We start from the raw sequence: 26,585 nt of genomic DNA on the forward strand, positions 1-26,585 counted from the left end.
CGCATTTGTTCCACTGACGGGGACCGCGCGCAGACGCGCGCCCCAGGCATTGTCGCCATTGCCTGCCGCATGGGCGCGCCAATGGCAAGACGCCCGGCAAGATCGTGGCAAAATACGCGGCAAGAGGCGCAGCAGGAGGCGCAGCTTGGCGCGCGGCGGCGCGGGCTCCAGAATACGCCCCAAGAATACGCCCCAAGAGTGCGTTCCAGAGGCCCGCTCCAGGAGTGTGTCTCAAGAGTGCGCCTCACCCGCTCGCAGCTCACCCCTCACATGCGCCAGACCAGAACCGCCAGCAGCGCGGCGATCACCCACAGCGCCAGCGTCGCCAGGCGCAGGCCCCGTCCCTCGGCGCGGCCAATGCGATCGGCGCTGTCGGCGTTGATGGCGAAGCCCGCGCCCGTGGTTGCATCCTCAAGCCGGGCCAGCACCCGTTCGCCGCGCTCCAGCGTATCCGGCAGGCTGCCGAGGCGCGAGATCAGCGCCGAGGCGCCGCGGCCGATTTCCTCCACCCGGCCCGCCGGCCCCAGATTGCGCGTGATCCAGGCCCGCACCACCGGATCGGCGGTTTTCCACATGTCGAGATGTGGATCGAGACTGCGCGCCACGCCTTCAACCACCACCATAGTCTTTTGCAGCATCACCAGTTCGGGGCGTGTCTGCATTTCGAACAGGCCCGTCACCTCGAACAGCAGGGTGAGCAGCCGGCCCATGGAAATCTCGTCGGCGCGGCGGTTATGGATCGGCTCGCCGATGGCGCGGATGGCCTGGGCAAAGTCGTCGACGCTGTGGGAGGCCGGCACATAGCCGGCTTCGAAATGCACTTCCGCCACCCGCCGGTAGTCCCGCGAGATAAAGCCGTAGAGGATCTCGGCCAGGAAGCGGCGCTCCTTGTGCCCCAGCCGGCCCATGATGCCGAAATCCACCGCCACCAGTTGCCCCTGGGGATCGATGAACAGATTGCCGGGGTGCATGTCGGCGTGGAAAAATCCGTCGCGCAGCGCATGGCGCAGGAACGACTGGATAATGTTCGCCGCCAGCGCCTTGCGGTCGAACCCCGCCGCATCGACCGCCGCCAGATCGGTGAGCTTGACCCCGTCGATCCATTCGCTGGTCATCACGTCGCGCTCGGTGAACGACCATTCCACGCGCGGCGTGCGGAAGCCCGCGTCGCCGGCGGTGTTGGCGGCCATTTCCGACAGGGCCGCCGCCTCCAGGCGCAGATCCATCTCGATGGCGACCGAGCGCGACAGGGTTTCCACCACCTCCATCGGACGCAGCCGCCGCGCCGCCGGCAAAAACTTTTCCGCCGTACGCGCCGCGAAGCGCATGGCGCCCAGATCACGCTGGAACCGGCCGCGCACGCCAGGGCGCAACACCTTCACGGCCACCAGCGCCGTCTCTGCCCCGGACATGTCGCCAGACGCATCATCTCCGGCTTCGCCAGCCTGTCGCCGGGCGCCAGGCGCGAGGCGCGCCATGTGCACCTGGGCGATCGAGGCCGCGCCGACGGGCTCGCTGAACTCCGCGAACATCTCGTCGAACGGACGGCCGAGCGACTGGGCGACGATGGCCCGCGCCTCCTCCGTCGGAAACGGCGGCATCCGGTCCTGCAGGCGCTCCAGCTCACGGGCGATGCGCACGCCAACCACGTCAGGCCGGGTGGCCATGAACTGGCCGAGCTTGACCCAATTGGGCCCGAGCCGGGTCAGCGCCGCCGCCAGCCGCCCCTCGCCGTGGCTTGCGTCGGCGCCGCGCCGCTCCACCAGCCGCGCCAGGCGCAGGCCGAAACGGCCGGCGGGCGGCAGCATCGCAGGGTCGACCAGCGCCAGCGCGCCCTCGCGCGCGAACACAAAGCCCACCCCGGCAAGCCGGACGCCATAAATCAGGGTGCTGAACACGGTCTCAGAGCTTCCAACCCGAGTGCATGGCGACGACGCCGCCGGTCATGGGACGGGCCTTCACCCGGGCGAAGCCGGCGTCCATGATCATTGCCGAGAACAGGGCGGCGTTAGGGAATTTGCGGATGGATTCCACCAGATAACGGTAGGGTTCGCTGTCGCCAGTCACCATCCGGCCCATGGCCGGGATCAGGTGGAACGAATAGGCGTCATAAATCTTGTCCAGCCCCGGCATGTCCACATTGGAGAATTCCAGGCACAGGAAGCGTCCGCCGCGCCGCAGCACGCGATACGCCTCCGCCAGCGCCTGCTCCAGACGCGGCACGTTGCGGATGCCAAAGGCGATGGTGTAGGCGTCGAAGGAATTGTCCGGGAATGGCAGCGCCTCGGCGTTGCCCTGGACGAATTCGATGCGATCGCCGAAACGGTCGCCGGCCCGCTCCCGGCCCACCGCCAGCATCTCGCGATTGATGTCGAGCACGGTGACTTCGGTGTTCTCGCCGCCGGCCTTCAGGGTGCGGAAAGCCACGTCGCCGGTGCCGCCGGCCACATCCAGCACCTTCAGCGTTCGCGTCGGCGAGGGATTGAGCGCCGCCACCATGTCAGCCTTCCAGGCCCGGTGCAGCCCGCCCGACATCAGGTCGTTCATGACGTCATAACGCTTCGCCACCTTGTGGAACACGTCGTCAACAAGGCCCTGCTTGCTGTCGAGGTCCACGGTGGAGAAACCGAAGTGCGTGCGCGCGCTGGCTTCGCCGCCGGTCGCGTCATGAGTCGGGGCTGTCATGGGGCCATCCTTTCGCAGCCGGCAACATAGCGAAACCTGGCCGGCGCCGCCACGTCTGCCGGCACGGTTTCCGCCCGCTGTTTCCCTGTCTCCGCCTTGCTGCGACTTTATGACGGCGCTTATAAGGAGCAAGCCTCAGGAGCCAGCATGCCCGAATTGCCCGAAGTCGAAACCGTCCGCCTCGGGCTCGCCCCGGTGCTCACCGGCGCGACGATCGCCCGGGTTGAGGTCAACCGGCCAAACCTGCGCTTCCCGTTTCCCGAAGACTTCGCCCGGCGGCTGACCGGCCAGACCGTGATCGCTTTGGGACGCCGGGCCAAATATCTGCTGGCCGACCTGTCCTCGGGCGAGGTGCTGGCCATGCATCTGGGCATGACCGGCCGTTTCACCATTCACGCGCCGGATGGCGATCCGGCGCAGACGCCAGAACGCGTCAGTTCCCCCGGCGCCTTCTACCATAATATTGTCACCGCGCCTGGCGGCCCCGCGCCCTCGCCGCACGATCACGTCCTGCTGCATCTGACGGGCGGCGCCACCATTGTCTATAACGACGCCCGCCGCTTCGGCTTCATGGATCTGATCGACCGCGCCGCGCTCGATTCCCATCCGCTATTTCGCAATATCGGCGTGGAGCCGCTGGGCAACGCCCTGGGCGGCGCCCTGCTGCGCCAGCTGTTCGCGGGCAAGGCCGCGCCGCTGAAGGCCGCGCTGCTCGACCAGCGCCTGATCGCGGGGCTTGGCAATATCTATGTCAGCGAAGCGTTGCACCGGGCGGGCCTGTCGCCCTACCGCAAGGCGGGAACGCTCGACGACGCCGATGCGGAGCGCCTTGCCGGGGTCATCCGCGACGTGCTGACCGAGGCGGTGGCGGCCGGCGGCTCCACCCTGAAGGATTTTCACCACGCCGACGGCGCCCTTGGCTATTTCCAGCACGCGTTCCGGGTTTACGACCGGGCCGGCAGCCCCTGCCCCACCCCAGGCTGCAAGGGCGTCATCACGCGATCGGTGCAATCCGGCCGCTCGACCTTCTGGTGCGAAAGCTGCCAGCGCTAGGGACGGTCCAGCCAGACCGAAGCGCCGAGCCGGCCGGAATTCGCCTGGACCGGAAACCGGGAGCATGATCGGCCCCCGTTCATCCGGGCGATGTTTCAGGGGGGCTGCCCACATCCCGTACCGCCAGACGCCCTGAACCATCAGGCGCCCTGATCTATCAGGCGCCCATGGACGCCGGCGGGCTGGCCAGGCTAGAGCAGGATTGCAGCGCACCCATCAGCCATGACGGGACAGGCGCAAAACGACACACGCCGCGCGGGCCTGGCCCGCTGTCCGGCGTCTCAGGGCAGGGAGTTGCACATGAGCTATGAAACCATCATCGCCGAGACCCGCGGCAAGGTCGGCGTCATCACCCTGAACCGCCCCAAGGCGCTGAACGCCCTGAACGCCCAGCTGATGGACGAGCTGAATCTCGCCCTCGACGCCTTCGAGTCGGACGCCAACATCGGCTGCATCCTGCTCACCGGCTCCGATCGCGCCTTCGCCGCCGGCGCCGACATCAAGGAAATGGAAGAGAAGACCTATCCGGCCACCTATCTGGAGGACTTCTTCGTCACCGGCGATCGCATCGCCGCCCGGCGCAAGCCGATGGTCGCCGCGGTCGCTGGCTTCGCCCTTGGCGGCGGCTGTGAACTGGCGATGATCTGCGACATCATCATCGCCGCCGACAACGCCAAATTCGGCCAGCCGGAAATCAAGCTTGGCGTCATTCCGGGCATTGGCGGCACCCAGCGCCTCACCCGCGCCGTCGGCAAGGCCAAGGCCATGGACCTGTGCCTGACCGGCCGCATGATGGACGCTGAAGAGGCCGAACGCTCCGGCCTCGTCGCCCGCGTCGTGCCAGCCGACAAGCTGCAGGAGGAAGCCTTCAAGGCGGCGGAAACCATCGCCTCGTTCTCGCTGCCATCGGTGATGCTGGCCAAGGAGACGGTCAACCGCGCCTTCGAGACCACCCTGTCCGAGGGCGTGCGCTTCGAGCGCCGGGTGTTCCACGCCCTGTTCGCCACCGCCGACCAGAAGGAGGGCATGTCCGCCTTCGTCGCCAAGCGGCCGCCGAACTTCACCAACTCCTGAGGCTACCGCGCCGCGCGCCGCAACACATCGCGCCGCGTTAAACGAAAAGGCGAATTTCCGGTTCAGCCGGACCAGATTTTGCCCTATGAACGCAACGCCCCGGCGCACCTGACGCCGGGGCGTCGCCATTTTGCCGGCCTGCCCCGACGCTTTCCGGCGAGGCCGCCGCCGCGCATACGGAAAGCGCCCCATGCCAGAAGGCGGGGCGCAATTCCGGCCAGCGCGAGCCGGTTCTGCTCCAGACGCCAGCCCCATGCCTGATATCGCCGCCACCGCCCACGCCCTGCTCGCCACGCCGCTGGACTGGGGCGGCGCGCTGCTTCCCGGCGCCAGCCTCAGCGTCGGCCTTGTCCTGGTCCTGCTGCTCATTGCCTTCGTCGCCGGACTGATCGACGCCATCGCCGGCGGCGGCGGCCTGCTGGTGCTGCCGGCGCTGCTGCTCGCTGGCTTCCAGCCAGCCAGCGCCCTCGCCGTCAACAAATTGCAGGCCGCCTTTGGCTCCGGCTCCGCCACCTTCGCCTTCACCCGCGCGCGGCTGATCGACTGGCGCGCCACCGCGCCCATGTTCGCCCTCGCCGCCGCCGGCGCGATGGCCGGCGCGCTGCTGGTCAGCGCGCTGCCAACCGGCTTCCTGCGGCTGCTGATGCCGCCGATGCTGGTCGCCATCGCCCTGTACATGGGTCTGGCCGGTCGCCCAGGCGATGACGATCGCGGACACCGCATCCCGCCCGCCGTCTTCACCGCCACCGTGGCGCCGGCCATCGGTTTTTATGACGGCGTGTTCGGGCCCGGCACCGGCTCGCTGCTGATGATGGCCTTTGTCGGCCTGCTTGGCCTTGGCGTGGTTCGCGCCACCGGCCGGGCCAAGGCGCTGAACTTCGCCAGCAACGCCGGCGCGCTGGCGATTCTCGCCCTCACCCAGCCAATCGCCTGGCCGCTGGGCCTGCTGATGGGCGTCTGCGCGTGGACCGGGGCCAGAATCGGCGCCCATCTGGCCATCCGCAATGGCGCCCGGCTGATCCGCCCGCTGCTGGTCATCGCCTGTTGCGCCATGGCGCTGCGGCTATTTCTCGACCCGGCCGGCCCGTGGCGATCCATGCTGGGTTGAGTTTGCAGGGGGAATCCGTCCGCGCCGGAAATCTTCTGAATTTCAGCCGCCGCGCGTTGACGCCGGGCCCGCCTGCTCCTATAAGCCAGACCAACAGGACGGCCCGGCGCCGTCCGCTTTGTTTTAACTCTCCGGGCGTTGCCCCTGCCCCGGCAGGCGGCGCCCCGCACAACACAAGGACGGCGCGATGGCCAACACATCGTCGGCCAAAAAGGCGACCCGAAAGATCCTCGCTCGCACGGCTGTGAACAAGAGCCGCAAGAGCCGCATGCGCACCTTCCTCCGCAAGGTTGAAGAGGCGATTGCCGGCGGCGACCAGGCTACCGCCGCCGCCGCGCTGCGCGCTGCGCAGCCGGAGCTGATGCGCGCCGCCCAGAAGGGCGTGCTGCACAAGAACACGGCTTCGCGCAAGGTGTCGCGCCTGGCAAGCCGGGTGAAGGCGCTCAGCGCCTGACATTCGCAGCACTGACATTGAAAGGCGCAGCGCCTTGTCGCTGCGCCTTTTTTATTGTCTTCACGAGGTCGCGCCAGACGTATTTTCTTCCGTCGGAAGGATTGACACACATTCGCTGATATTACAGCGCAGCGACAGACCAGGCAGCGCGCAAGCGGTCATGAAAAGCTTAGCAATGCCATGTGTTTACGATGCAAAGCATCCTGATCCAATCGAATCATCGGCTCTCCAGCCAATTGTGACAGGACGTTTGTATCGCAATCATATGAATGTCACGCGGCCGCCACACCTGCCTTTTCCATCCGGAAACTGACGTACTCCCAATGGCTTGCAAAACGCTACCGAAGGACGGCCCCGGCCATCGGGGCTCCGGCGCCAGCCCCTTGGCTGAAAGTTTCCAACAAGCGAGTTGCGGGGGCCGCGCCCCGCATGTAAGGTCACTTCACTCGGGTCACCCCGGGTTTTCCTCAAGATGTTTTATGTAATTCCACCCTTTGAAGAGGCGGGTAAAACGTGTTTTTTCCGCCATGCAAGAACATGCGCCAGCGCTAGCTGAAGTCGTTATGTTTTGCGTTGACTTGAGTGTGGAAATACTTGTGAGCGTCAGCGTGGCGCCCAGCGCCTGCTGAACGGGGTGGCGTTTGCCTGGAGCATGTTGTGTTTGCACGGGACGGCTGTCCGGCCCCGTAACGAACATTATATGCCCGGCCCCAGCCAACTGAAACCGCGCGTGACCGCGACCGGGGACGGACCGGTCATGCGCCAGAACTGACACGGAGTGCGTAGGTATGCTTAAGGGTGAGATCAGCGCCGCTGGGAATGGTCACGACATCCGGGACGCCGCCGCCGCAGATCACGCCCTCGGGAGCCTTGGCGAGATGTCGCCGGAAGATCGCGCCGACGCCTGGAACGGCGTGCGCCGCCGCCTGCGCGCCGAACTTGGCGAAGACGTGTTTTCGAGCTGGTTCGGCCGGCTGGAGCTGGACGCCATTTCGGGCGATACCGCGCGTCTCACTGTACCCACCCGCTTCCTCAAAAGCTGGATCGAGGCCAATTACCTTGATCGCGTCCTCACCATTTTCCGCACCGGCTTTCCTGGCGCCTCCCGGCTGATTATCGGCGTGCGCTCCGCTGGCGGGGCCGTGATCTCGTCACGCATGCCAGATGAGGCGCCGCGCCCCGCGCCGCAGGCCCAGCCCCAGGCGCTCGCCGCGCCGGCCCGCAACGCCGCGCCGGCCAGCGCGCCTGCGCCCGCCACCGCGGCCCCGGCGGCGACCCCGGTTGCCGGCGCCGAATCCGAGATCGTCGGCAATTCGCTGGACGCGCGCCTGTGCTTCGAGAATTTTGTCGTGGGCCGCTCCAACGCCCTCGCCCACGCCGCCGCCGAACGCATTTCCAGCCATGACGGCGGCGCCCCGCTTTACAGCCCGTTCTTCCTCCATGCGGGCGTCGGCCTCGGCAAAACCCATTTGCTGCAGGCCGTCTCCCAGGAGATGGAGCGGCGCGGCCGCAAGGTCATTTATCTGACCGCCGACCGCTTCATGTATGGCTTCGTCAATGCCCTGAAGTCGCAAACCGCCCTGGCCTTCAAGGAGAAGCTGCGCGCCATCGACCTGCTGGTTCTGGACGACGTGCAGTTCATCCAGGGCAAGTCGATCCAGCAGGAGTTCGGCCACACGGTGAACGCGCTCATTGACGCAGGCCGCCAGATCGTTGTCGCCGCCGACCGGCCGCCGGCCGAGCTGGAAACCCTGGACGAGCGCGTCCGCTCGCGTCTTGCCGGCGGCCTTGTGGTCGAAATGGGACCGCTCGACGACGCCCTGCGCACGCGCATCCTGGAAGCGCGCATCGCCGCCATGCAGGTGAAGCACCCGGCGTTCCAGGTTGGGCCGGAAGTCGTGACCTATGTGGCTTCGGTGATCACCACCAACGGCCGCGACCTTGACGGCGCCGTCAACCGCCTGCTGGCCCACACCACCCTGTCGGGCGGCGAGATCACGGTGGAAACCGCCGAGAACGCCATCCGCGACCTGGTGCGCACCCGCGAGCCGAAGCGCGTCAAGATCGAGGACATCCAGAAGCTTGTCGCCACGCGCTACAACGTGTCGCGCGCCGACATCCTGTCCGAGCGCCGCACCGCAGCGGTGGTCAAGCCGCGCCAGATCGCCATGTATCTGTCGAAGCAGCTGACCCTGCGCTCGCTGCCGGAAATCGGCCGTCGCTTCGGCGGCCGCGATCACACCACCGTGCTGCATGCGGTGCGCAAGATCGAGAAACAGGTCGGCGAGGACCGCTCGCTGTCAGAAGAAGTGGAGCTGCTGAAGCGCATGCTGCTCGACTGAGCCGCAGCGGCCGGCCGCACGCGCCAGTGTCCGCCCCGCGCGGACACGGCGCAATAGCCGGAGCGCGAGAGAGCTGGAGCCGCCGTCGCGGCTCCGGAAGCGGGGAGCGCGCTCCGCCAACCCCGGCTACGCCCCCGCTGGCCCCAGCGGGGGTTTTTTGTTGGGCCCTGCCCACTGCCCACTGCCCACGCATCGCGGCAAAGCCGGAGCGCCCCTGCAAGAAATGAACCCCGAATTCCGCGCAGGAATACATGGGGGAAAAAGGATGGCGGAGCATTCCAGGCAAAGCGCATCGCGCCGCGAACGCTCAGCCCCTGTCAACACACTGCGGCGGCCAGAAAAAAACGACCAGAAATACTGGACATAAGGCGATGGCGCGCCGCGCCGCCCGCACAGTCGTCTCATATTCCTGATTTGCCGCGACGGATGGATGGCGCGGAGACTTTCCGCCGCCGCGACGCAGCCGCGCGCCGCTCAGCCTGCCCGCGCCCGCTTCTCCGCGATGCGCGCCAGCAGAGCCGCGCCGACCGGCAGGATCTTGTCATCGAAGACGAACGACGGATTGTGCAGCGGCGCCGACACGTCGCCGGTCAGCCACACATAGGCGCCAGGCGCCTGCTGCAACATGTCGGCGAAATCCTCGCTGCCCATCTTGGGCGTCTCGTCCAGATGAACCTTTGCGGCGCCCAGCAGTTCGGTCGCCGCTTCCGCCGCCACGTCGCACTGGACGTCGTGATTGTTGAGCACGCTGAAGATGTTGCGCATCTCCACCCGGGCCGTGGCCCCGTAAGCGGCGGCGATGCCCTGGGCCAACGCTTCGATCCGCTGGCGAATTTTCTTGAGAACCCTGTCGTCGAAAGCACGGACAGTGCCGGCAAGCGTCGCCTTTTCGGGGATCACATTGTAGGCCGAGCCCGCGTGGATGCGGGTGACCGACACCACGGCCGGCTGGTGCGGATCAATATTGCGGCTGACGATGGTCTGCATGGCCTGGGCCAGCGCCGTGGCGACCATCACCGGATCGACGCCCGCATTTGGCATGGCGCCGTGGGAGCCCTTGCCGGTGATCTCGATGTCGAAGAAATCCGCGCCCGCCATGGCCGCGCCCCGGCAAATGCCCACATGCCCGCTGGGCCCGACGGGAGCGTTGTGCAGGGCGTAAATCTCGTCACAGGGAAAACGCTCGAACAGGCCATCCGCCAGCATGGCGCGGGCGCCGCCCAGCCCCTCTTCCGCCGGCTGGAAGATCAGATTGACCACGCCGTCGAAATTGCGGGTCTCGGCGAGATAGCGCGCCGCGCCCAGCAGCATGGCGGTGTGGCCGTCATGGCCACAACCGTGGAAGCGACCCGGATTGCGCGAGGCGAACGGCAGGCCGGTCGTCTCCTCCATCGGCAGGGCGTCCATGTCGGCGCGCAGGCCGACGCGCCGCACATTGCCGCCCGAGCGCCCGTCGCCGCTCACCGCCCGGCCGCGCAGCACGCCGACAACGCCGGTGCGGCCGACGCCGCGATGCACCTCATACCCCCAGCTTTCCAGCTTGTCCGCCACAAGCGCGGCGGTGCGGGTCTCCTCGAAGCCGATCTCCGGCCAGGCATGAATGTCATGCCGCCAGGCAACCATTTCGTCCCGGAACGCCATAATGCTGTCCAGCACGCCTTTTTGCACGCTCATCTGGCCGGATCTCCCTGTAAGCCGGAACATTGACGGATGCAGCGGAACAGCTGCGCCCATGCGCCTGGCATGCAAGGCGGCGCGTGGGCCCGACCGGGCTTCGCCGCCGCCACTTTGACGCGCATGATGCGGTGGAGGGCCGGCCCATGTCGAGCCTGCCGGGGGCGGAAAGTCCTGATAGGTCGCGGCCGCCGGCTGTGGACGGCCCCAGCTGTCGCCCCGGTTGCATCTTCCGGGCTTGCGCAGGAAGCGGCAAGATTGCATTGTCTCCAGCCCTGCGCGGGTCCATGCCGGACCCGCCAGGCCCCTCTTCCGGCGTCGGGCTCCCGCCGCCACGGTCCCTCCACAACGTCAACGGGTCAGGCCATGAAAGTCACTGTCGAGAGAACTGCTCTGCTCCGGGCGCTCGGCCATGTCCATCGCGTTGTCGAGCGGCGCAACACCATTCCGATCCTGTCGAACCTGCTGCTGCGGGCGGCCGACGGCGCGCTGAACCTGAAGGCGACCGACCTCGATCTGGAGGTCACCGAAGCTGTCGCCGCCGAAATCGCCCAGGCTGGCGCCACCACCGTGCCGGCCTATGTCCTTTATGACATTGTCCGCAAATTGCCCGACGGTTCGCAGGTATCGCTGGAAAGCGCCGGCGACGGCTCGCAGATGCTCATCCGCGCCGGCCGCTCACGCTTCACCCTGCAGGCCCTGCCGGAAAGCGACTTCCCGGATATCGCCGCCGGCGAGCTGCCGCACCGCTTCGCCGCGCCGGCCGCCGACATCAAGCGCCTCATCGACAAGACGCAGTTTGCCATCTCCACCGAGGAGACGCGCTATTACCTGAACGGCATTTACCTGCACGCCGCCGCCGGCAACGGCGAGACGACCCTGCGCGCCGTGGCCACCGACGGCCACCGTCTCGCCCGGGTGGACGTGGCGGCGCCGGCCGGCTGCGAGGGCATGCCGGGGGTGATCGTGCCGCGCAAGGCCGTCGCGGAAATCCAGAAGCTGCTCGACGGCGTTGACGGCGACGCGGTCATCGAGCTGTCGGCCAGCAAGATCCGCCTGTCCATCGGCCCCGTGGTGCTTACCTCCAAGCTGATCGACGGCGCCTTCCCCGACTACCAGCGCGTCATTCCCGCCGGAAATGACAAGGTCATGGTGGTGGAGCTGGGCGAGTTCACGCCCGCCGTGGACCGCGTCTCGACCATTTCCTCCGAGCGCGGCCGCGCCGTGAAGCTGTCGTTGCAGGAAGGCAAGCTGACCCTGTCCGTGACCAATCCGGACTCCGGCTCGGCCGTGGAAGAAATCAGCGTCGACTATGAGGGCGAGCCGCTCGATGTCGGCTTCAACGCCCGCTATCTGCTCGACATCGCCGCCCAGCTTGACGGCGACACCGCCTTCTTCAAGCTGGCCGACGCCGGCTCGCCCACCATCGTCCAGGATCGCGAAGGCGCTCCCGCCCTCTACGTCCTGATGCCGATGCGCGTCTGATTTTCAGGAGAAGGCCGGCGGCCTGGGGCATATTCGGGCAAGGTGGAGCCCCCCCCTGACCCGGGACCATGCGCCAGGCCTGACAGGGACGGGATCACGGCTCCCCTGATCGCCAGACGATCCGGGGAAGCGGGTCGAGGCCCGGCCCGCCAGGCTCCGGAACAGCGTCATGACCCTACGACCGCGCATCACGCGCCTGATGTTGCGCGACTTTCGCAGCTACCGCGCGCTGGATCTGCGCGCCGACGCCGCGCTGGTCGCCCTTGTTGGCGACAATGGCGCCGGCAAGACCAATATCCTTGAAGCCATCTCGCTGTTCTCCCCCGGCCGCGGCCTGCGGCGGGCCGAACTGCGCGACATGCGTCATATGGCCCAAGGTGGCGCAGCAGTTGTCGGCGCCCGAGTTGGCCAGACCCTGCCTGACCCAGCGCCGGCTGGCGACGCAACCGCCGGCGCCGCGACCTTCGCCGTTTCCATCACCCTTGATGAGGACAGCGGCGGCGTCCGGCTCGGCGCGGCGCTCGAGGAGCGGGCGGGCGCGCTCTCCCGGCGCAGCCGCATTGACGGCGAGGCCGCCCCCTCCCCCGCCGCCTTCGCCGAATATGTGCGCATTGTCTGGCTGACCCCGGCGCTGGATGGCCTGTTCGCCGGCCCGCCTGGCGACCGCCGCCGCTTTCTTGACCGCCTGGTGCTGGCGGTTGACGCCAGCCATGGCGCGCGCGTCAACGCCTTCGAACGCGCCCTGCGCTCGCGCAACCGCCTGCTGGAAGACCCGCGCGCCGACAGCGCCTGGCTCGATGCGGTGGAGCGCGAGGTGGCGGAGCTGGGCGTCGCAGTCGCCTCGGCCCGCCGCGAAACCACCGACCGCCTCGCCGCCCTTGCCGCGACGCGCCGCGACGCGCCCTCGGCCTTTCCCTGGGCGGACCTGCGCCTCGACGGGGCCATCGAGGACATGGTGGCCAGCGCCCCCGCCCTCGACGTGGAAGACCATTACCGGCGTCTGCTGCGCGACGGCCGCGCCCGCGACCGCGCCGCCGGGCGCACCCTCTCCGGCCCCCAGACCACCAATCTGGCCGTGCGCCATGGCCCACGCGACATGCCGGCCGAACTGTGCTCCACCGGCGAGCAGAAAGCCCTGCTGATCGGTCTGGCGCTGGCCCATGCCCGCCTGGTCACCGCCATGAGCGGCATCGCCCCGCTGGTGCTGCTGGACGAGATCGCCGCCCACCTGGACCCGGGCCGGCGCCGGGCGCTGTACCTGGAGCTGACGGAGCTTGGCGCCCAGGTGTGGATGACCGGCGCCGACCCGGCCCTGTTCGGCGAATTGCCCGCCGGCTCGCAGCTGTTGCGGGTGACGCCGGGGGCGGCGGCCCCGTACACCGCGCCGGCCTGAAGCAGCGTCCGCGCCGCCAGCCCACACGCCAACCCATTGGCCAGCCCTCTGGCCAACCCATTGGCGCAACGAAATTTCCAGCCGCGTTCGCCGGACGGCATCTTCATTACGCCCTGGACAATCCGCGCCAGCCGCGACTGGCGCGCTGGCTGTGAAAGGCCTATATAGATGGGGTCGGGATTCGTAATGTACGCGCGCGCGCGCACCCGGTGGCGCTGGCCGGCATTCGCCGGTCTGGCGCACGGCGCCCGCTCCAGCCGTCAGGCGTATGAAGCCCGTCTGCAATTCAGGGAAACAGATGTCAGAAGCAGCCCGTAACGCCGATGCCGAAAGCTACGGCGCCGATTCGATCCGCGTCCTGAAAGGTCTGGATGCGGTCCGCAAGCGTCCGGGCATGTATATCGGCGACACGGACGATGGGTCTGGCCTCCACCACATGGTGTACGAGGTGGTGGACAACGCCATCGACGAGGCGCTCGCCGGCCATGCCACCGAAGTCACCGTCACCCTGAATCCGGATGGCTCCTGCACCGTTACCGATAACGGCCGCGGCATCCCCACCGATCTGCACCCGGAAGAGGGCGTTTCAGCTGCCGAGGTCATCATGACCCAGCTGCACGCCGGCGGTAAGTTCGACCAGAACTCCTATAAGGTGTCCGGCGGCCTGCATGGCGTCGGCGTTTCGGTGGTCAACGCCCTGTCCACCTGGCTGCGCCTCACCATCTGGCGCAACGGCCAGGAGCACGCCATGGAGTTTCGCGGCGGCGATGCGGTGGCCCCCCTGGCCGTCACCGGCCCGTCCAACGGCAATCGCGGCACCAAGGTGTCGTTCCTGCCCTCGCCCGAGATCTTCAGCCAGGTCGCATTCGATTACCCCACCCTGGAGCACCGCCTGCGCGAGCTGGCGTTTCTGAATTCGGGGGTGCGCATCATCCTGACCGACGCCCGCGGCGCCGAGCACAAACGCGAAGAGCTGGTATACCAAGGCGGCGTCGAAGCCTTCGTGCGCTATCTTGACCGCGCCAAAACGCCGCTGGTGGGCAAGCCGATCGTCGTGCACGCCACCCGCGACGGCATCGATGTCGAGGCCGCCCTGTGGTGGAACGACACCTATCACGAGAACGTGCTGGCCTTCACCAACAACATCCCGCAGCGCGACGGCGGCACCCACCTCGCTGGCTTCCGCGCCGCCCTGACGCGCCAGATCACCGGCTACGCCGACTCCAGCGGCCTGAGCAAGAAGGAAAAGGTCTCGCTCACCGGCGACGACTGCCGCGAGGGCCTGACCTGCGTGCTGTCGGTGAAGGCGCCGGACCCGAAATTCTCCTCGCAGACCAAGGACAAGCTGGTGTCCTCGGAGGTGCGCCCCGCCGTTGAGGGCGCGCTGAACGAGGCGCTCAGCCAGTGGCTGGAAGAGAACCCCGCCGAAGCGAAGGTGATCGTCGGCAAGGTGGTGGAGGCCTCCTCGGCCCGTGAAGCGGCCAGGCGCGCACGCGAGCTGTCGCGGCGCAAGGGCGCGCTGGACATCGCCTCGCTGCCTGGCAAGCTGGCGGACTGCCAGGAGCGCGATCCTGCGCTCTCCGAACTGTTCATCGTCGAGGGCGATTCGGCTGGCGGCTCCGCCAAGCAGGGCCGCGCCCGCGAGTATCAGGCCGTGCTGCCGCTGCGCGGCAAGATCCTCAATGTCGAGCGGGCCCGCTTCGACAAGATGCTGTCGTCGGAGACGATCGGCACCCTGATCCTGGCGCTGGGCACGGGCATTGGCCGCGAGGACTTCAACGCGGACAAGCTGCGTTACCACAAGATCATCATCATGACGGACGCCGACGTCGACGGCTCCCACATTCGCACGCTGCTGTTGACGTTCTTCTTCCGCCAGATGCGCGAGATCATCGACCGCGGCCACGTCTATATCGCCCAGCCGCCGCTCTACAAGGTTACCAAGGGCAAGTCCCAGCAGTACCTCAAGGACGAACGCGCCCTGGACGACTATTTGATCGACGCCGGCCTCGACGGCGCCACCATGCGCCTCGCCAACGGCGAGGAGCGCGGCGGCCTTGACCTGCGCACCCTGGTTGAGGAGGCCCGCAACGTCCGCACGCTGCTGTCGTCCCTGCACACCCGCTACAACCGCACCGTCGTGGAGCAGGCGGCCATCGCCGGCGGCCTGCGCGCTGGCATCGTCGACAATGAACCGGAGGCCGCGGCGCAGATCGCCGCCGCCATCGCCGCCCGGCTCGATGTGATTTCGGAAGAGACCGAGCGCGGCTGGACGGGCGTGATCGCCAATGGCGGCTACCATTTCACCCGCATGGTGCGCGGCGTGAAACAGGCGGTGGATCTCGACGCCGGCCTGCTGGCTTCAGGGGAAGCCTTGCGCCTGTCGGAGCGTCAGGCCCAGTTGCACGACGTCTACGCCGCGCCGGCCACCCTGCTCCGCAGGGCGGACATCACGCCGATTCACAGCCCGAACGAACTGTTCGAGGCGGTGACCGCCGCCGGCCGCAAGGGTCTTTCGTTGCAGCGCTACAAGGGCCTTGGCGAGATGAACCCGGACCAGTTGTGGGAAACGACGCTGGATCGCGACAACCGCTCGCTGCTTCAGGTGAAGGTCAAGGACGTCCAGGACGCCGACGATCTGCTGGTCAAGCTGATGGGCGACGTGGTGGAGCCGCGCCGGGCCTTCATCCAGGACAACGCCCTCACGGTCTCCAACCTCGACGTGTGACGCGAAACGGCGGGGCCGCCAGACCCGGGAATGCGCAGCGCCCCCAGCGCCGCATGCCTGCGCCCGTCGCGGTGGGCCAACGCGCTTTCTGCCCTGGGCCAGACATACGTGTCCGGGCATGCGTGTCATGGCATACGCGTCATGGAATACGCGTCCGGGCATGCGCGCCTGGGCCAGTCACAGCCCCCACAACCTTCCGTGGATGGCCGGAACAGGTCCCGGCCATGACGGAAGGAGCGCGGCATGACGGCTTGCGTGAAACGCTCCCCGCCAGCACGGGAGGCGCCCGGAGCCCCTCCAGCAAAGCCGGCGCGACCAGCAAAAATTCCGGCGGCTGCTGAATTGTCGCCTGATTTCAGCGCCATGGCAGATGGCCATGACAAATCTCTCCCCAATCCGGGCGGCCTGCGCCGTCACAGTCCTCGCCGCCGCTCTTGCCGCCTGCGCGCTGCAGCCGGAAAAGCGCGTGGCCCGTGAGGACATTTCCGTCTCGACCGCTGACGCCGCCCGCGCCGCCAGTCTCATCAGCGCCTGGCGCGTCTCGAACGGCCTGTCGCCAGTGCGTCTCGACACGGCGCTCAACGCCCCGGCCACGGAACAGGCCGTCGCCGTCGCCCAGTACGGCAAGCTGACCCACGGCAATTTCAGCGCGCGCATGGAGCGCTATGGCGCGCCCGGCGCCGCAGCGGAAAATCTCAGCGCCGGCTCGTCCGACGTGGCCGACGTCATCAACCGCTGGAAGCGCTCACCCGGCCACAACCGCAACATGCTGCTGCCGGACATGCGCCGCATCGGCCTGGCGAAAGCCACCTCGCCCGGCAAGGGTTACGGCTCCTACTGGGCGCTGGTGCTGGCCAACTGAGACCCCGGATGCCGGGAATATCCCATGGCCGAGGCCAGAAGCGGCCGGGGCACAAAAAAAATGCGCGGGGACAGCCCCGCGCATCGACAACCGTCTGGCCAGAATGCCTCAGATCGCGGCGATAACGGCGATCTCGACCTTGTACTCCGGCGCGGCAAGGCCAGCCTCGACAGTGGCGCGGGCCGGGGTTTCGCCGGGCGAGACCCACTTTTCCCACTCCTGGTTCATTTCGCCAAAGGTGGCGATGTCAGTGAGATAGATCGTGGCGGTCAGGATCTTCGTCTTGTCGGAGCCGGCGGCGGCGAGCAGCGCGTCGATCTGGCCGAGAATCGTCCGGGTCTGTTCAGCGACGGAGGCGCCGCCGGCAACCTGGCCAGCGAGATAGACGGTCTGATTGTGAACCACGGCCTGGCTCATGCGCGGGCCGTTCTCGATGCGGCGAATGGTCATGCCCAACTCCCTGCAGCTCGTTGCTGCGCTTGCAAAAACAGACGGCAGCCGCTCAGGGCCACGCCGCCATACACCAGCCCCACCGGGCCGGAATCAGCGTCCGGCGCGATCAGATGCGCCAGATATACGCATATGAGGCTGCCGCAAACGCCCAATTTGTGACCTGGCGCGCCAGTGTCGGGGAAGAAGCCGTGCTTCGCCCGCAGCGCAGCCCAGGTTCGCCAGCTCAAGTCCGCCAGCCCCAGCCCGCCAGTCACCGGCCCTCTCGGCGCAGCCAGAAAAAACGGCCGCTCCGGCCCGACAACGCCTGCGCCCGTCAAAACCGCGCCGCCCACAAAAAAACGCCCGACGCGAATGCGTCGGGCGCGAAATATTGGTGCCCCTGGCCGGCCTCGAACCAGCACTCCTTTCGGAACTCGATTTTGAGTCGAGCGCGTCTACCAATTCCACCACAGGGGCATTGGGCGCGGATCATAGCGACGCGTCGCCTCAGGTCAACGCCCGGAGGGGCTGGTCCTTCCGCTCTGTCCACTGCCATGCGCAGCGTCCCGGCGCCTCACCGGCGCCGGGACGCTGGAAGTCCGGGGCGCCCCGTCAGGTCAGGAGCCGGCCTGCACCTCTTCCACAGCCGCCGCCAGCAGCCGCTCCATGGTGTCCCGAATCTCGGTTTCGCTGATCGTCACGCCGCCAGCGGCAAGGTCGCCGCTCACCTTGCGGAACACGTCCTCGTCGCCGGCCTCCTCGAAGTCCGCCAGAATCACCGACCTGGCATAGTCGCTCGCCTCCTGGCCCGACTTGCCGAGTTTGCCGGCGACCCATTCGCCCAACAGGCGGTTCCGCCGCGCCATCGCCTTGAAACGCAGCTCTTCATCAAGAACAAATTTACGCTCGAAGGCTTCTTCGCGCTTGTTAAACGACGTCATGTAGAGGGCCCCGACTGGTGTTTCATACGAATTGAGATCCTGATGTAGGAAGCGCGCCCGGGGTTTGCCAGTGGCTGCAGGGCAAAACCCCCGCCTTGTTTTCCAGAGCGACGGCGACAGTCGCCATGCCTGATATTCCGCAACGGCGCCCCCAACAGGTGATCGCAAAAACTGTATACAATCCATATATTTCTGGACAATGCCCTGAAATAGCCGGAAGTGTCTGCCTTCTGCTCACGACCGTGACAATGCGCCTGGCCAGCGCCTTAACTCACTCATTGTGCTTCTGCCCCCGATCGGCTAGGTTGCCCCGGCGGGTCGGATACCCAGAAAGCCCGCTGGCCGCGGACTTCATCCCTTCTCAAGGAGCGACGGCGGTCCCCTATGGATTTTCTTAAGACACGGTATACGCCGATGAATCGTCGCCGTCGTATTTACGAAGGCAAGGCGAAGGTCCTCTATGAGGGCCCGGAGCCTGGTACGCTTATCCAGCACTTCAAGGATGACGCCACCGCCTTCAATGCCAAAAAACATGAGGTGATTGACGGCAAGGGCGTGCTGAACAATCGCATCTCGGAATATATATTCCAGAACCTCAACGACATCGGCGTGCCGACCCACTTCATCCGGCGGCTCAACATGCGTGAGCAGCTGATCCGTGAAGTCGAGATCATTCCGCTCGAAGTCGTGGTGCGCAACGTCGCGGCAGGCTCCCTCGCCAAGCGCCTTGGCCTTGAGGAGGGCACCCAGCTGCCGCGCTCGATCATCGAGTTCTACTACAAGAACGACGCGCTCGACGATCCGATGGTCTCCGAGGAGCACATCACGGCCTTCGGCTGGGCCAATCCGCAGGAAATCGACGACATCATGGCCCTGGCCATCCGCGTCAACGACTTCCTGTCCGGCCTGTTCCTCGGCGCCGGCATCCGCCTCATCGACTTCAAGATGGAGACGGGCCGCATCTGGGAAGGCGACATGATGCGCATCGTCGTTGCTGACGAGATCTCGCCGGACTCCTGCCGTCTGTGGGACGTCAAGTCCGCCGACAAGCTCGACAAGGACAGGTTCCGCCGCGACATGGGCGGACTGGTCGAGGCTTATCAGGAAGTGGCGCGTCGCCTCGGCATCCTCGGCGAGTCCGAGAACGCCCAGGCTGGCGGCCCGCGTCTGGTCCAGCCCTGACGTTTTCGGGAAGATCAGGGCCCTTCGCCCCAATCTGAACAGAAATGACCTTGAAACGGGTCCGGTTCGCCGGGCCCGTTTTTGCGTTTGGAGCCAGCCCGTGACGGAGGCGACGCGCGTCCGGGCAACGCCTGCCATTCATCATCCGGAAACCAGGCGCTGGCACAGTGACCGGGCCCGAAATCGCGGAAAATCTGGCCATGCAAAAAACGCCGGGCCGGATATCCGCGGCGCCCAACAGGGCATTAGACCTCCGGCCAGCCGCTCAATAAGAAGGTCTCCATGTTCAAACGGCTCTATGACTGGACCCTGAGCCTGGCCAACCGGCCAGGGGCAACCTGGGCGCTGGCCCTCGTGGCTTTCGCCGAGAGCTCGTTCTTTCCGATTCCGCCCGACGTGATGCTGGCCCCCATGGCCCTGGCGCGCCCGCGCAAGGCCTGGTTCTATGCCTTTGTCTGCACCGTCGCCTCGGTGCTCGGCGCGCTTGTCGGCTATGCCATTGGCTACCTGCTGTTTGATTCCCTCGGCCAGTGGGTGATCAATTTCTACGGCATGCAGGACGGCGTGGCGAAGTTCCGCGAATCCTATGCCGAATACGGCCACTGGATCATCCTGCTGAAGGGACTGACGCCGATCCCCTTCAAGCTGGTGACCATCATGTCCGGCTTCGCCGAATATAATCTGCTGTGGTTCGTGGCCCTGTGCATCGTCACGCGCGGCCTGCGTTTCGCGCTGGTGGCCGGCGCCATGCAACTGTTCGCCGAGCCGATCCGGCGCCTCATGGACCGCCATGCCGGCGTCATCGGTTTCGCCATCGTCTTCTTCATCATCGCCGGCTTCGTCGCCGCCAGGTTCCTGGTCTGAGGAGGCCGCCATGCTGGCCCGCATGTCCATATCCCGCTGCGCGGCCCTCATCGTCATGGCGGGCGCCATGGCGGTCATCGTCACTTTCCTCATTTTCGAGTATGTCTTCGGTTACCAGCCCTGCCCGCTCTGCCTGCAACAGCGCCTGCCGTGGTATTTCGGCGCGCCGCTGGCGGCGCTGATCGCCGCCACGCCTGAACCGCAGAAGCGCCTGCGCGGCGTCGGCCTGCTGCTGCTCGCCCTCGTCTTCCTGATCAGCGCCGGGCTCGGCGCCTATCACGCCGGGGTGGAGTGGAAGTTCTGGCCAGGCCCCCCTGGCTGTAGCGGCCAGGGCGCGCCGACGGACGCCGCCAACCTGCTGAACCAGTTGCGGTCAATCCGCGTCGTCAGTTGCACCGAGGCCGCCTGGCGCCTGTTCGGGCTGTCCATGGCCGGCTGGAACGTGCTGGCCTCGCTGGCCCTGATGGTGATCGCCGCCACCGGCGCGCTTCGCGTCGCGCAAAGTCCTGGCCGAGGCCAGAGCCCTGGCGAAACCCAAAACCCTGGCGGCAGCCGCGCCGCGCCGGAAACCGCGCCGTGAAGCTGCGCCTGCGGCCTTCCGCCGCCCTGGATCCTGATGTACGCATGAGCGAGATGCGCACGGCGGTGATCGGCGCGCTCGTCGTCATGCTCGGCCCCATCAGCATGTCGCTGTACACGCCGGCCATGCCGGCCATGGTGCACGCCTTCGACACCACGCCGGCGGCGATCAAGCTCACCCTCACGGTCTATTTTGTCGGTTTCGCCCTGGCCCAGCTGGTCTGCGGCCCGATGTCGGATGCTTATGGCCGCCGGCCGGTCGGCATCAGTTTTTTCGCCATTTACCTCGCTGGCAGCGTCATAGCCGCGGCGGCGCCCACCCTGTCCTGGCTGCTGGCCGGCCGCATTCTCCAGGGCATTGGCGCGGCGGCGGGCATCTCGATGTCGCGCGCCATGGTGCGCGACCAGTACAGCGGCCAGCAGGCGGCGCGCATTCTCAATCTCATCGGGGTGATGCTGGCCATCGGCCCGGCGGTGTCGCCGACGCTTGGCGGCGTCATCCTGTCCACCATCGGCTGGCAGGCGATTTTCTTCGTCATGGTGCTCTATGGCTCGGTCGCCATCTGGCTCATTGCTTTTGTCGCCCCCGAAACCAACCGCAACCGCGACCGGGCGCTGGCGAAGCCCGCCGCCGTTCTCGCCAGCTACCGCACCCTGTTCTCCAACCGCACCTTTGTCGCCACGTCGCTGCTCATCGCCATGTCGCCGGGCGGCCTCTACACCCTGGCGGCGATTCTGCCCTTCGTCATGATCGAGAAGGTGGGGCTGACGCCGACGCAGTTCGGCGTGGGCATGCTGGCGCAGACCGGCTCGTTCATGACCGGCGCGGCGCTGGCCGGCGTGCTGCTGCGCCGCATGGACGCCACCCGCCTCGTGCCCATCGGCCTGTTGCTGGTGGCGTTGTCCGGCATCGGCTTCTGCATCGGCCTGCGCATCTGGCCGCCCTCGTTCATCTCGGTGATGGCGCCGACTGCCCTGTGGGCCTTTGGCAACGCCTTCATCATGCCGGGCGCGACCACCGCGGCGCTGGCGCCGTTCCCGCGCATCGCCGGCGCAGCCTCGGCCGTCACCGGCTTCATGCAGATCGGCGGCGGCCTTGCCGGTACGGCGGTGGCGGCGCTGCTGTTCAACGAGCCATACAATTCGCTGCGGGTCATCATGCCGGTGATGTCGGTGATCGCCATCAGCAGCTACGCCTGGCTGGTCTGGCGCGGCGGCGGCCTCGTCACCACCACCCCGACGGGCGAACCGGCGCGCAAGCCGGAAACCACGCCTGCCCGCGCCGCCGGCGCGCCGCCGGAGACCTCCAGCGAGGATCACGGCGACGCCAACGACGGCCACGCCCGCAAGACATTGCGCTGACGCGGCGGGCTGCCTGCGGCGATCGGACTGCGCCTGGTCGCCGCTGTGTGATTGCCTGGGCGGGCAAGAACGGTTAATCCCCCCTTTCACACCCGGACAGTGCGGAGCATCCATGAAGGCCCGAGTCACCGTAACCCTGAAGACCGGCGTGCTCGACCCGCAAGGGAAAGCAATCGAAGGCGCGCTTTCGTCCCTCGGCGTCGCAGGCGTCACTGGCGTCCGCCAGGGCAAGGTCTTTGACATTGAACTCGCCCACACCCAACCTGAGGCGGCGCAAGCGGCCCTGAAGGATGCGTGCGAGCGTCTTCTCGCGAACACCGTCATCGAGAACTACAGGGTCGAAATCCTCTCCTGACGCTGGAGCACGGCGATGCTGGACCCTGACGCCCGGACCGTCCTCGACCTCATGAAGGCAGCCGGACGGCCCGCCATGACGGCGCTGTCGCCCCTGGAGGCGCGCGAGGCCTACCGCAATTCGCGGCGGGCGCTGGGTCCCGACGCGCCGGACGTGGCGCTGGTGGAGAACTTTTCCGCGCCAGGCCCCGGCGGCGTCACGCCGCTGCGGTACTATCGCCCCATCGGTCCCGACGAACTCGCCCCCCTGCCCTGCCTCGTCTATTTTCACGGCGGCGGCTGGGTCATTGGCGATCTGGAAACCCACGATTACGTCTGCCGCCGGCTGGCCAACGCCGCCGGCTGCGCCGTGGTCGCGGTGGACTACCGGCTGGCGCCGGAGCACGTCTTTCCCGCCGCGGTGGAGGATTGCGCCGCCGCCGTGCGCTTCGTCGCCGACAACGCCCGCCGCCTGCATGTCGACCCGCAGCGCATCGCCGTGGGCGGCGACAGCGCCGGCGGCAATCTGGCGGCGGTGATGGCGCTGATGGCCCGGGACGGCGACCTCCCGCCGCTGGTCTACCAGCTGCTGATCTATCCGGCCGTGGACATGCGCGACGCCTGGCCGTCGCAGACGATGAACCTCGACGGCTTCCCCCTCACCGGCGAAACCATGCGCTGGTTCATCGACCACTACGGCGTATCGCGACAGGACCGGGCCGACTGGCGCGCCTCGCCGCTGCACGCCCCTTCCCACGCCGGCCTGCCGCCGGCCTTCGTTCTCACCGCCGGCCACGATCCGCTGGCGGATGAAGGCGCCGCTTATGCCCGCGCCCTTGAGAAAGCCGGCGTAAGGGCCACCTATCTGCATATGAGCGACCAGATGCATGGCTTCCTCACCATGTCGAAGGTCGTGAGGGTGGCCGAAGCCGCCCTCGACATCATGGGCGGCGCGCTCAGCCGGGCCTTCGCCCCCCAACCGTCACGGGACGCATCATGAAAGCCGCCGTCGTCACCTTCCCTGGCTCCAACCGCGAGCGCGACATCGCCCGGGCGCTGAAGCACGCCTCCGGCGTTGCCCCCGCCATGGTCTGGCACGCAGAAACCGACCTGCCCGCCGGCACGGATCTGGTGGTCCTGCCGGGCGGCTTCAGCTACGGCGACTACCTGCGCTGCGGCGCCATCGCTGCCCGCTCCAACATCATGGCGGCGGTGCAGGCCCATGCGGCGCGCGGCGGCCTTGTGCTTGGCGTCTGCAACGGCTTCCAGATCCTGTGCGAGGCGCAGTTGCTGCCAGGCGTGCTGATGCGCAACGATCGCCTGCGCTTCATGTGCAAGCGCCAGAACCTGCGCGTCGAACGCGCCGACACCGCCTTCACCCACCGCTACGCGCCAGGCCAGGTCATCGACGTCTGCATCGCCCACGGCGAAGGCAACTGGACCGCGGACGCCGACGCCCTGGCGCGCATTGAGGGTGAGGGGCTGGTGGCGTTCCGCTATTGCGACGCCAACGGCGTTGTCTCACCGGAAACCAATTGCAACGGCTCGGTCAATTCGATCGCCGGCATCTATTCGGAAAAGCGCAACGTGCTCGGCATGATGCCGCATCCGGAAAACCTGATCGACGCGCTGGTGGGCGGAACCGACGGGCGCGGCCTGTTCGAGAGCCTCGCCTCCCGCATGGCCGCCTGAACGCGCCTCCGCCCCGGCCCGCCGCCCCCTTTGACAGAGCACAGACCGACCGATGACCGCCAAAGCCCCGAAGATTACCCCGGAACTCGTCGCCGAGCATGGCCTGAAGCCCGATGAATACGCGCGCTTCCTTGAGCTGATCGGCCGCGAGCCGACCATCACCGAGCTTGGCATCGTCTCGGCCATGTGGAACGAGCACTGCTCGTACAAGTCCTCCCGCCTGCACCTGAAGGGCCTGCCGACCAGCGCGCCGTGGGTGATCCAGGGGCCGGGCGAGAACGCCGGCGTCATCGACATCGGCGACGGCGACGCCATCGCCTTCAAGATGGAGAGCCACAACCACCCGTCCTACATCGAGCCCTACCAGGGCGCGACCACGGGTGTTGGCGGCATCCTGCGCGACGTGTTCACCATGGGCGCCCGGCCGATCGCGGCCCTGAACGCCCTGCGCTTCGGTTCGCCGGATCATCCGAAGACCCGCCACCTGGTTTCTGGCGTCGTCGCCGGCATCGGCGGCTATGGCAATTCGTTCGGCGTGCCGACGGTCGGCGGCTCGGTGGGCTTCCACACCCGCTATGACGGCAACATCCTCGTCAACGCCATGGCCGTTGGCCTGGCGAAGACAGACGGCATCTTCTACGCGGCCGCCGCCGGCGTCGGCAATCCGATCGTCTATCTCGGCTCCAAGACCGGCCGCGACGGCATCCACGGCGCCACCATGGCCTCGGCCGAGTTCGACGCCAATTCGGACGAGAAGCGCCCCACGGTGCAGGTCGGCGACCCCTTCGCCGAAAAGCTGCTGCTGGAAGCCTGCCTGGAGCTGATGCAGACCGATTCGGTCATCGCCATCCAGGACATGGGCGCCGCCGGCCTCACCTGCTCCGCCGTGGAAATGGGCGCCAAGGGCAACCTCGGCGTCGAGCTGATCCTCGACAACGTGCCGTGCCGCGAAGAGGGCATGAGCGCCTATGAGATGATGCTCTCGGAGAGCCAGGAGCGCATGCTCATGGTGCTGAAGCCCGAGAAGCGCGAAGAGGCCGAGGCGATCTTCCGCAAATGGGGCCTCGACTTCGCCGTTGTCGGCTACACCACCGACACCCTGCGCTTCGTCGTGAAGCACCAGGGCGAGACCGTCGCCGACCTGCCGATCAAGGAGCTGGGCGACGAAGCGCCGCTGTACGACCGCCCGCACATCGCCAACGCCTTCCAGCCGACGATCGACCCGGCCTCCGTCGCCGCGCCGGTGGACAACGCCACGGCGCTCGCCCGCCTGCTGGCGACGCCGGACCTGTGCTCGAAGCGCTGGGTGTGGGAGCAGTACGACCACCTGATTCTCGGCAACACGGTGCAGAAGCCCGGCGGCGACGCCGCCATCGTCCGCATCGAGGACGGCCCCAAGGGCCTGGCCATGACCACCGACGTGACGCCGCGCTATTGCGAGGCTGACCCGGTGCAGGGCGGCCGCCAGGCCGTGGCCGAGGCATGGCGCAATATCACCGCCGTCGGCGGCCTGCCGCTGGCCATCACCGACAACCTGAACTTCGGCAACCCGGAAAAGCCCGACGTCATGGGCCAGTTCGTCGGCTGCCTGAAGGGCATTGGCGAGGCCTGCCTGGCGCTGGATTTCCCCGTCGTCTCCGGCAACGTCTCGCTCTACAACGAAACCCAGGGCCGCTCGATCCTGCCGACCCCGACCATCGGCGGCGTTGGCCTGCTCGACGACGTCACCCTGCACGCCACCGTGGCGCTGCGCCAGGCCGGCGACGTGCTGGCGGTGATCGGCGACACCACGGGCTGGATTGGCCAGTCGGTCTATCTGCGCGACATCTGCGGCCGTGAGGAAGGCGCGCCGCCACCGGTCGATCTGGCGGTTGAGCGTCGCAACGGCGACTTCGTGCGCAGCCTGATCCGCGCCGGCAAGGTGACGACGGTGCATGACTGCTCCGACGGCGGCCTCGCCGTGGCGGTGGCGGAAATGGCCATGGCCGGCGACATCGGCGTCGCGTTCGACGCGCTGCCGGCCGGCATCCCGGCCCACGCCTTCCTGTTCGGCGAGGACCAGGCCCGCTATGTCATCGCCGCCGACGCCGCGACCATCGATGCGGTAGCGGCCGAGGCAAACGCAGCCGGCGTTCCATTCCGCAAGCTCGGCGTGGCTGGCGGCGACGCCATCAACATCCCGGGCGAGGCGCCAGCGAAGGTCGCCGACCTGCGCAATGGCCATGACAACTGGCTGCCGGGCTACATGGCCGGCGAAATCGATCATCCCTGATGGTTGATGCGCGCCCCGCCATCCAGGCGGGGCCGCCCCAGCATTGCTGGAAAACGCTTCCGCATTTTGA

The 26,585-nt window shown here is 67.4% G+C and carries 22 protein-coding genes and 1 tRNA gene; 17 read left to right on the forward strand and 6 right to left on the reverse strand.

Annotation, left to right across the window (positions count from 1 at the left end):
• Positions 1-266: 266 nt before the first annotated feature.
• Together ubiB and ubiE are read right to left on the reverse strand one after the other, a co-directional pair.
• Entirely contained in the window at positions 267-1,898 is a 1,632-nt protein-coding gene (gene ubiB, locus ACERNI_RS08150) for a 2-polyprenylphenol 6-hydroxylase (protein WP_448832760.1), read from the reverse strand.
• 4 nt (positions 1,899-1,902) lie between these two features.
• Entirely contained in the window at positions 1,903-2,685 is a 783-nt protein-coding gene (ubiE, locus tag ACERNI_RS08155) for a bifunctional demethylmenaquinone methyltransferase/2-methoxy-6-polyprenyl-1,4-benzoquinol methylase UbiE (protein ID WP_448832761.1), read from the reverse strand.
• A 147-nt stretch (positions 2,686-2,832) separates the two neighbouring features.
• Between ubiE and mutM the strand changes: the two genes are divergently transcribed.
• From mutM to dnaA, 5 genes are all read left to right on the forward strand, one after another.
• The gene (gene mutM, locus ACERNI_RS08160; RefSeq protein ID WP_448832762.1) at positions 2,833-3,738 is read left to right on the forward strand and encodes a bifunctional DNA-formamidopyrimidine glycosylase/DNA-(apurinic or apyrimidinic site) lyase; all 906 of its coding nucleotides are present in this window, start codon (positions 2,833-2,835) and stop codon (positions 3,736-3,738) included.
• A 300-nt stretch (positions 3,739-4,038) separates the two neighbouring features.
• On the forward strand, positions 4,039-4,812 hold the full coding sequence (locus ACERNI_RS08165) for an enoyl-CoA hydratase (protein ID WP_448832763.1): 774 nt from the start codon (positions 4,039-4,041) through the stop codon (positions 4,810-4,812).
• 253 nt (positions 4,813-5,065) lie between these two features.
• Complete coding sequence (locus ACERNI_RS08170) at positions 5,066-5,920, forward strand: TSUP family transporter (protein ID WP_448832764.1); 855 nt, start codon at positions 5,066-5,068, stop codon at positions 5,918-5,920.
• 187 nt (positions 5,921-6,107) lie between these two features.
• Positions 6,108-6,374, forward strand: a complete 267-nt coding sequence (rpsT, locus tag ACERNI_RS08175; RefSeq protein ID WP_448832765.1) for a 30S ribosomal protein S20 — start codon at positions 6,108-6,110, stop codon at positions 6,372-6,374.
• Positions 6,375-7,252: 878 nt separating this feature from the next.
• Positions 7,253-8,716: a chromosomal replication initiator protein DnaA gene (gene dnaA, locus ACERNI_RS08180; RefSeq protein WP_448832853.1), complete on the forward strand. Its 1,464-nt coding sequence runs from the start codon at positions 7,253-7,255 to the stop codon at positions 8,714-8,716.
• Positions 8,717-9,190: 474 nt separating this feature from the next.
• Here dnaA and ACERNI_RS08185 read toward each other — a convergent pair whose 3' ends face one another.
• Complete coding sequence (locus tag ACERNI_RS08185) at positions 9,191-10,390, reverse strand: M20 aminoacylase family protein (RefSeq protein WP_448832766.1); 1,200 nt, start codon at positions 10,388-10,390, stop codon at positions 9,191-9,193.
• Between the two features lie 366 nt (positions 10,391-10,756).
• On the opposite strand from ACERNI_RS08185, the gene dnaN reads away from it, so the two are divergent.
• From dnaN to ACERNI_RS08205, 4 genes are all read left to right on the forward strand, one after another.
• Positions 10,757-11,875, forward strand: coding sequence for a DNA polymerase III subunit beta (gene dnaN, locus ACERNI_RS08190; RefSeq protein WP_448832767.1), 1,119 nt, complete (start codon positions 10,757-10,759; stop codon positions 11,873-11,875).
• Positions 11,876-12,044: 169 nt separating this feature from the next.
• Positions 12,045-13,268, forward strand: a complete 1,224-nt coding sequence (locus ACERNI_RS08195) for a DNA replication/repair protein RecF (RefSeq protein ID WP_448832768.1) — start codon at positions 12,045-12,047, stop codon at positions 13,266-13,268.
• Positions 13,269-13,566: 298 nt separating this feature from the next.
• Positions 13,567-15,996: a DNA topoisomerase (ATP-hydrolyzing) subunit B gene (gene gyrB / locus ACERNI_RS08200; protein WP_448832769.1), complete on the forward strand. Its 2,430-nt coding sequence runs from the start codon at positions 13,567-13,569 to the stop codon at positions 15,994-15,996.
• 376 nt (positions 15,997-16,372) lie between these two features.
• Positions 16,373-16,858, forward strand: coding sequence for a CAP domain-containing protein (locus ACERNI_RS08205; protein ID WP_448832770.1), 486 nt, complete (start codon positions 16,373-16,375; stop codon positions 16,856-16,858).
• 108 nt (positions 16,859-16,966) lie between these two features.
• Here the strand turns inward: ACERNI_RS08205 and ACERNI_RS08210 are convergent, their stop codons facing one another.
• From ACERNI_RS08210 to ACERNI_RS08220, 3 genes are all read right to left on the reverse strand, one after another.
• On the reverse strand, positions 16,967-17,308 hold the full coding sequence (locus ACERNI_RS08210; protein WP_448832771.1) for a RidA family protein: 342 nt from the start codon (positions 17,306-17,308) through the stop codon (positions 16,967-16,969).
• A 374-nt stretch (positions 17,309-17,682) separates the two neighbouring features.
• Positions 17,683-17,767 (reverse strand) — tRNA-Leu (locus ACERNI_RS08215).
• 140 nt (positions 17,768-17,907) lie between these two features.
• Positions 17,908-18,231 (reverse strand): DUF1476 domain-containing protein, encoded by a 324-nt coding sequence (locus ACERNI_RS08220; protein WP_448832772.1) that lies wholly within the window; start codon positions 18,229-18,231, stop codon positions 17,908-17,910.
• A 384-nt stretch (positions 18,232-18,615) separates the two neighbouring features.
• On the opposite strand from ACERNI_RS08220, the gene purC reads away from it, so the two are divergent.
• The 8 genes from purC to purL all read left to right on the forward strand — a co-directional run bounded on the left by purC (position 18,616) and on the right by purL (position 26,515).
• The gene (gene purC, locus ACERNI_RS08225) at positions 18,616-19,413 is read left to right on the forward strand and encodes a phosphoribosylaminoimidazolesuccinocarboxamide synthase (RefSeq protein WP_448832773.1); all 798 of its coding nucleotides are present in this window, start codon (positions 18,616-18,618) and stop codon (positions 19,411-19,413) included.
• Between the two features lie 282 nt (positions 19,414-19,695).
• The gene (locus tag ACERNI_RS08230) at positions 19,696-20,277 is read left to right on the forward strand and encodes a YqaA family protein (protein WP_448832774.1); all 582 of its coding nucleotides are present in this window, start codon (positions 19,696-19,698) and stop codon (positions 20,275-20,277) included.
• A gap of 10 nt (positions 20,278-20,287) precedes the next feature.
• Positions 20,288-20,857, forward strand: coding sequence for a disulfide bond formation protein B (locus ACERNI_RS08235; RefSeq protein WP_448832775.1), 570 nt, complete (start codon positions 20,288-20,290; stop codon positions 20,855-20,857).
• A 44-nt stretch (positions 20,858-20,901) separates the two neighbouring features.
• On the forward strand, positions 20,902-22,218 hold the full coding sequence (locus tag ACERNI_RS08240; RefSeq protein ID WP_448832776.1) for a multidrug effflux MFS transporter: 1,317 nt from the start codon (positions 20,902-20,904) through the stop codon (positions 22,216-22,218).
• 112 nt (positions 22,219-22,330) lie between these two features.
• Positions 22,331-22,573: a phosphoribosylformylglycinamidine synthase subunit PurS gene (purS, locus tag ACERNI_RS08245; RefSeq protein ID WP_448832777.1), complete on the forward strand. Its 243-nt coding sequence runs from the start codon at positions 22,331-22,333 to the stop codon at positions 22,571-22,573.
• A 15-nt stretch (positions 22,574-22,588) separates the two neighbouring features.
• Entirely contained in the window at positions 22,589-23,551 is a 963-nt protein-coding gene (locus tag ACERNI_RS08250; protein ID WP_448832778.1) for an alpha/beta hydrolase, read from the forward strand.
• Positions 23,548-24,243: a phosphoribosylformylglycinamidine synthase subunit PurQ gene (gene purQ / locus ACERNI_RS08255; protein WP_448832779.1), complete on the forward strand. Its 696-nt coding sequence runs from the start codon at positions 23,548-23,550 to the stop codon at positions 24,241-24,243. The genes ACERNI_RS08250 and purQ overlap by 4 nt, the downstream gene beginning before the upstream one ends.
• Before the next feature lie 52 nt (positions 24,244-24,295).
• Positions 24,296-26,515 (forward strand): phosphoribosylformylglycinamidine synthase subunit PurL, encoded by a 2,220-nt coding sequence (gene purL, locus ACERNI_RS08260; RefSeq protein ID WP_448832780.1) that lies wholly within the window; start codon positions 24,296-24,298, stop codon positions 26,513-26,515.
• Positions 26,516-26,585: the final 70 nt, after the last annotated feature.

Source organism: Camelimonas sp. ID_303_24 (genome assembly GCF_053543495.1).

What these genes read in the sequence shown, in the direction of transcription:
- ubiE (WP_448832761.1), bottom strand. Translation starts at nt 2,685, where the DNA reads ATGACAGCCCCGACTCATGACGCGACCGGCGGCGAAGCCAGCGCGCGC.
- mutM (WP_448832762.1), top strand. Translation starts at nt 2,833, where the DNA reads ATGCCCGAATTGCCCGAAGTCGAAACCGTCCGCCTCGGGCTCGCCCCG.
- ACERNI_RS08165 (WP_448832763.1), top strand. Translation starts at nt 4,039, where the DNA reads ATGAGCTATGAAACCATCATCGCCGAGACCCGCGGCAAGGTCGGCGTC.
- ACERNI_RS08170 (WP_448832764.1), top strand. Translation starts at nt 5,066, where the DNA reads ATGCCTGATATCGCCGCCACCGCCCACGCCCTGCTCGCCACGCCGCTG.
- rpsT (WP_448832765.1), top strand. Translation starts at nt 6,108, where the DNA reads ATGGCCAACACATCGTCGGCCAAAAAGGCGACCCGAAAGATCCTCGCT.
- dnaA (WP_448832853.1), top strand. Translation starts at nt 7,253, where the DNA reads ATGTCGCCGGAAGATCGCGCCGACGCCTGGAACGGCGTGCGCCGCCGC.
- ACERNI_RS08185 (WP_448832766.1), bottom strand. Translation starts at nt 10,390, where the DNA reads ATGAGCGTGCAAAAAGGCGTGCTGGACAGCATTATGGCGTTCCGGGAC.
- dnaN (WP_448832767.1), top strand. Translation starts at nt 10,757, where the DNA reads ATGAAAGTCACTGTCGAGAGAACTGCTCTGCTCCGGGCGCTCGGCCAT.
- ACERNI_RS08195 (WP_448832768.1), top strand. Translation starts at nt 12,045, where the DNA reads ATGACCCTACGACCGCGCATCACGCGCCTGATGTTGCGCGACTTTCGC.
- gyrB (WP_448832769.1), top strand. Translation starts at nt 13,567, where the DNA reads ATGTCAGAAGCAGCCCGTAACGCCGATGCCGAAAGCTACGGCGCCGAT.
- ACERNI_RS08205 (WP_448832770.1), top strand. Translation starts at nt 16,373, where the DNA reads ATGACAAATCTCTCCCCAATCCGGGCGGCCTGCGCCGTCACAGTCCTC.
- ACERNI_RS08210 (WP_448832771.1), bottom strand. Translation starts at nt 17,308, where the DNA reads ATGACCATTCGCCGCATCGAGAACGGCCCGCGCATGAGCCAGGCCGTG.
- ACERNI_RS08220 (WP_448832772.1), bottom strand. Translation starts at nt 18,231, where the DNA reads ATGACGTCGTTTAACAAGCGCGAAGAAGCCTTCGAGCGTAAATTTGTT.
- purC (WP_448832773.1), top strand. Translation starts at nt 18,616, where the DNA reads ATGGATTTTCTTAAGACACGGTATACGCCGATGAATCGTCGCCGTCGT.
- ACERNI_RS08230 (WP_448832774.1), top strand. Translation starts at nt 19,696, where the DNA reads ATGTTCAAACGGCTCTATGACTGGACCCTGAGCCTGGCCAACCGGCCA.
- ACERNI_RS08235 (WP_448832775.1), top strand. Translation starts at nt 20,288, where the DNA reads ATGCTGGCCCGCATGTCCATATCCCGCTGCGCGGCCCTCATCGTCATG.
- ACERNI_RS08240 (WP_448832776.1), top strand. Translation starts at nt 20,902, where the DNA reads ATGAGCGAGATGCGCACGGCGGTGATCGGCGCGCTCGTCGTCATGCTC.
- purS (WP_448832777.1), top strand. Translation starts at nt 22,331, where the DNA reads ATGAAGGCCCGAGTCACCGTAACCCTGAAGACCGGCGTGCTCGACCCG.
- ACERNI_RS08250 (WP_448832778.1), top strand. Translation starts at nt 22,589, where the DNA reads ATGCTGGACCCTGACGCCCGGACCGTCCTCGACCTCATGAAGGCAGCC.
- purQ (WP_448832779.1), top strand. Translation starts at nt 23,548, where the DNA reads ATGAAAGCCGCCGTCGTCACCTTCCCTGGCTCCAACCGCGAGCGCGAC.
- purL (WP_448832780.1), top strand. Translation starts at nt 24,296, where the DNA reads ATGACCGCCAAAGCCCCGAAGATTACCCCGGAACTCGTCGCCGAGCAT.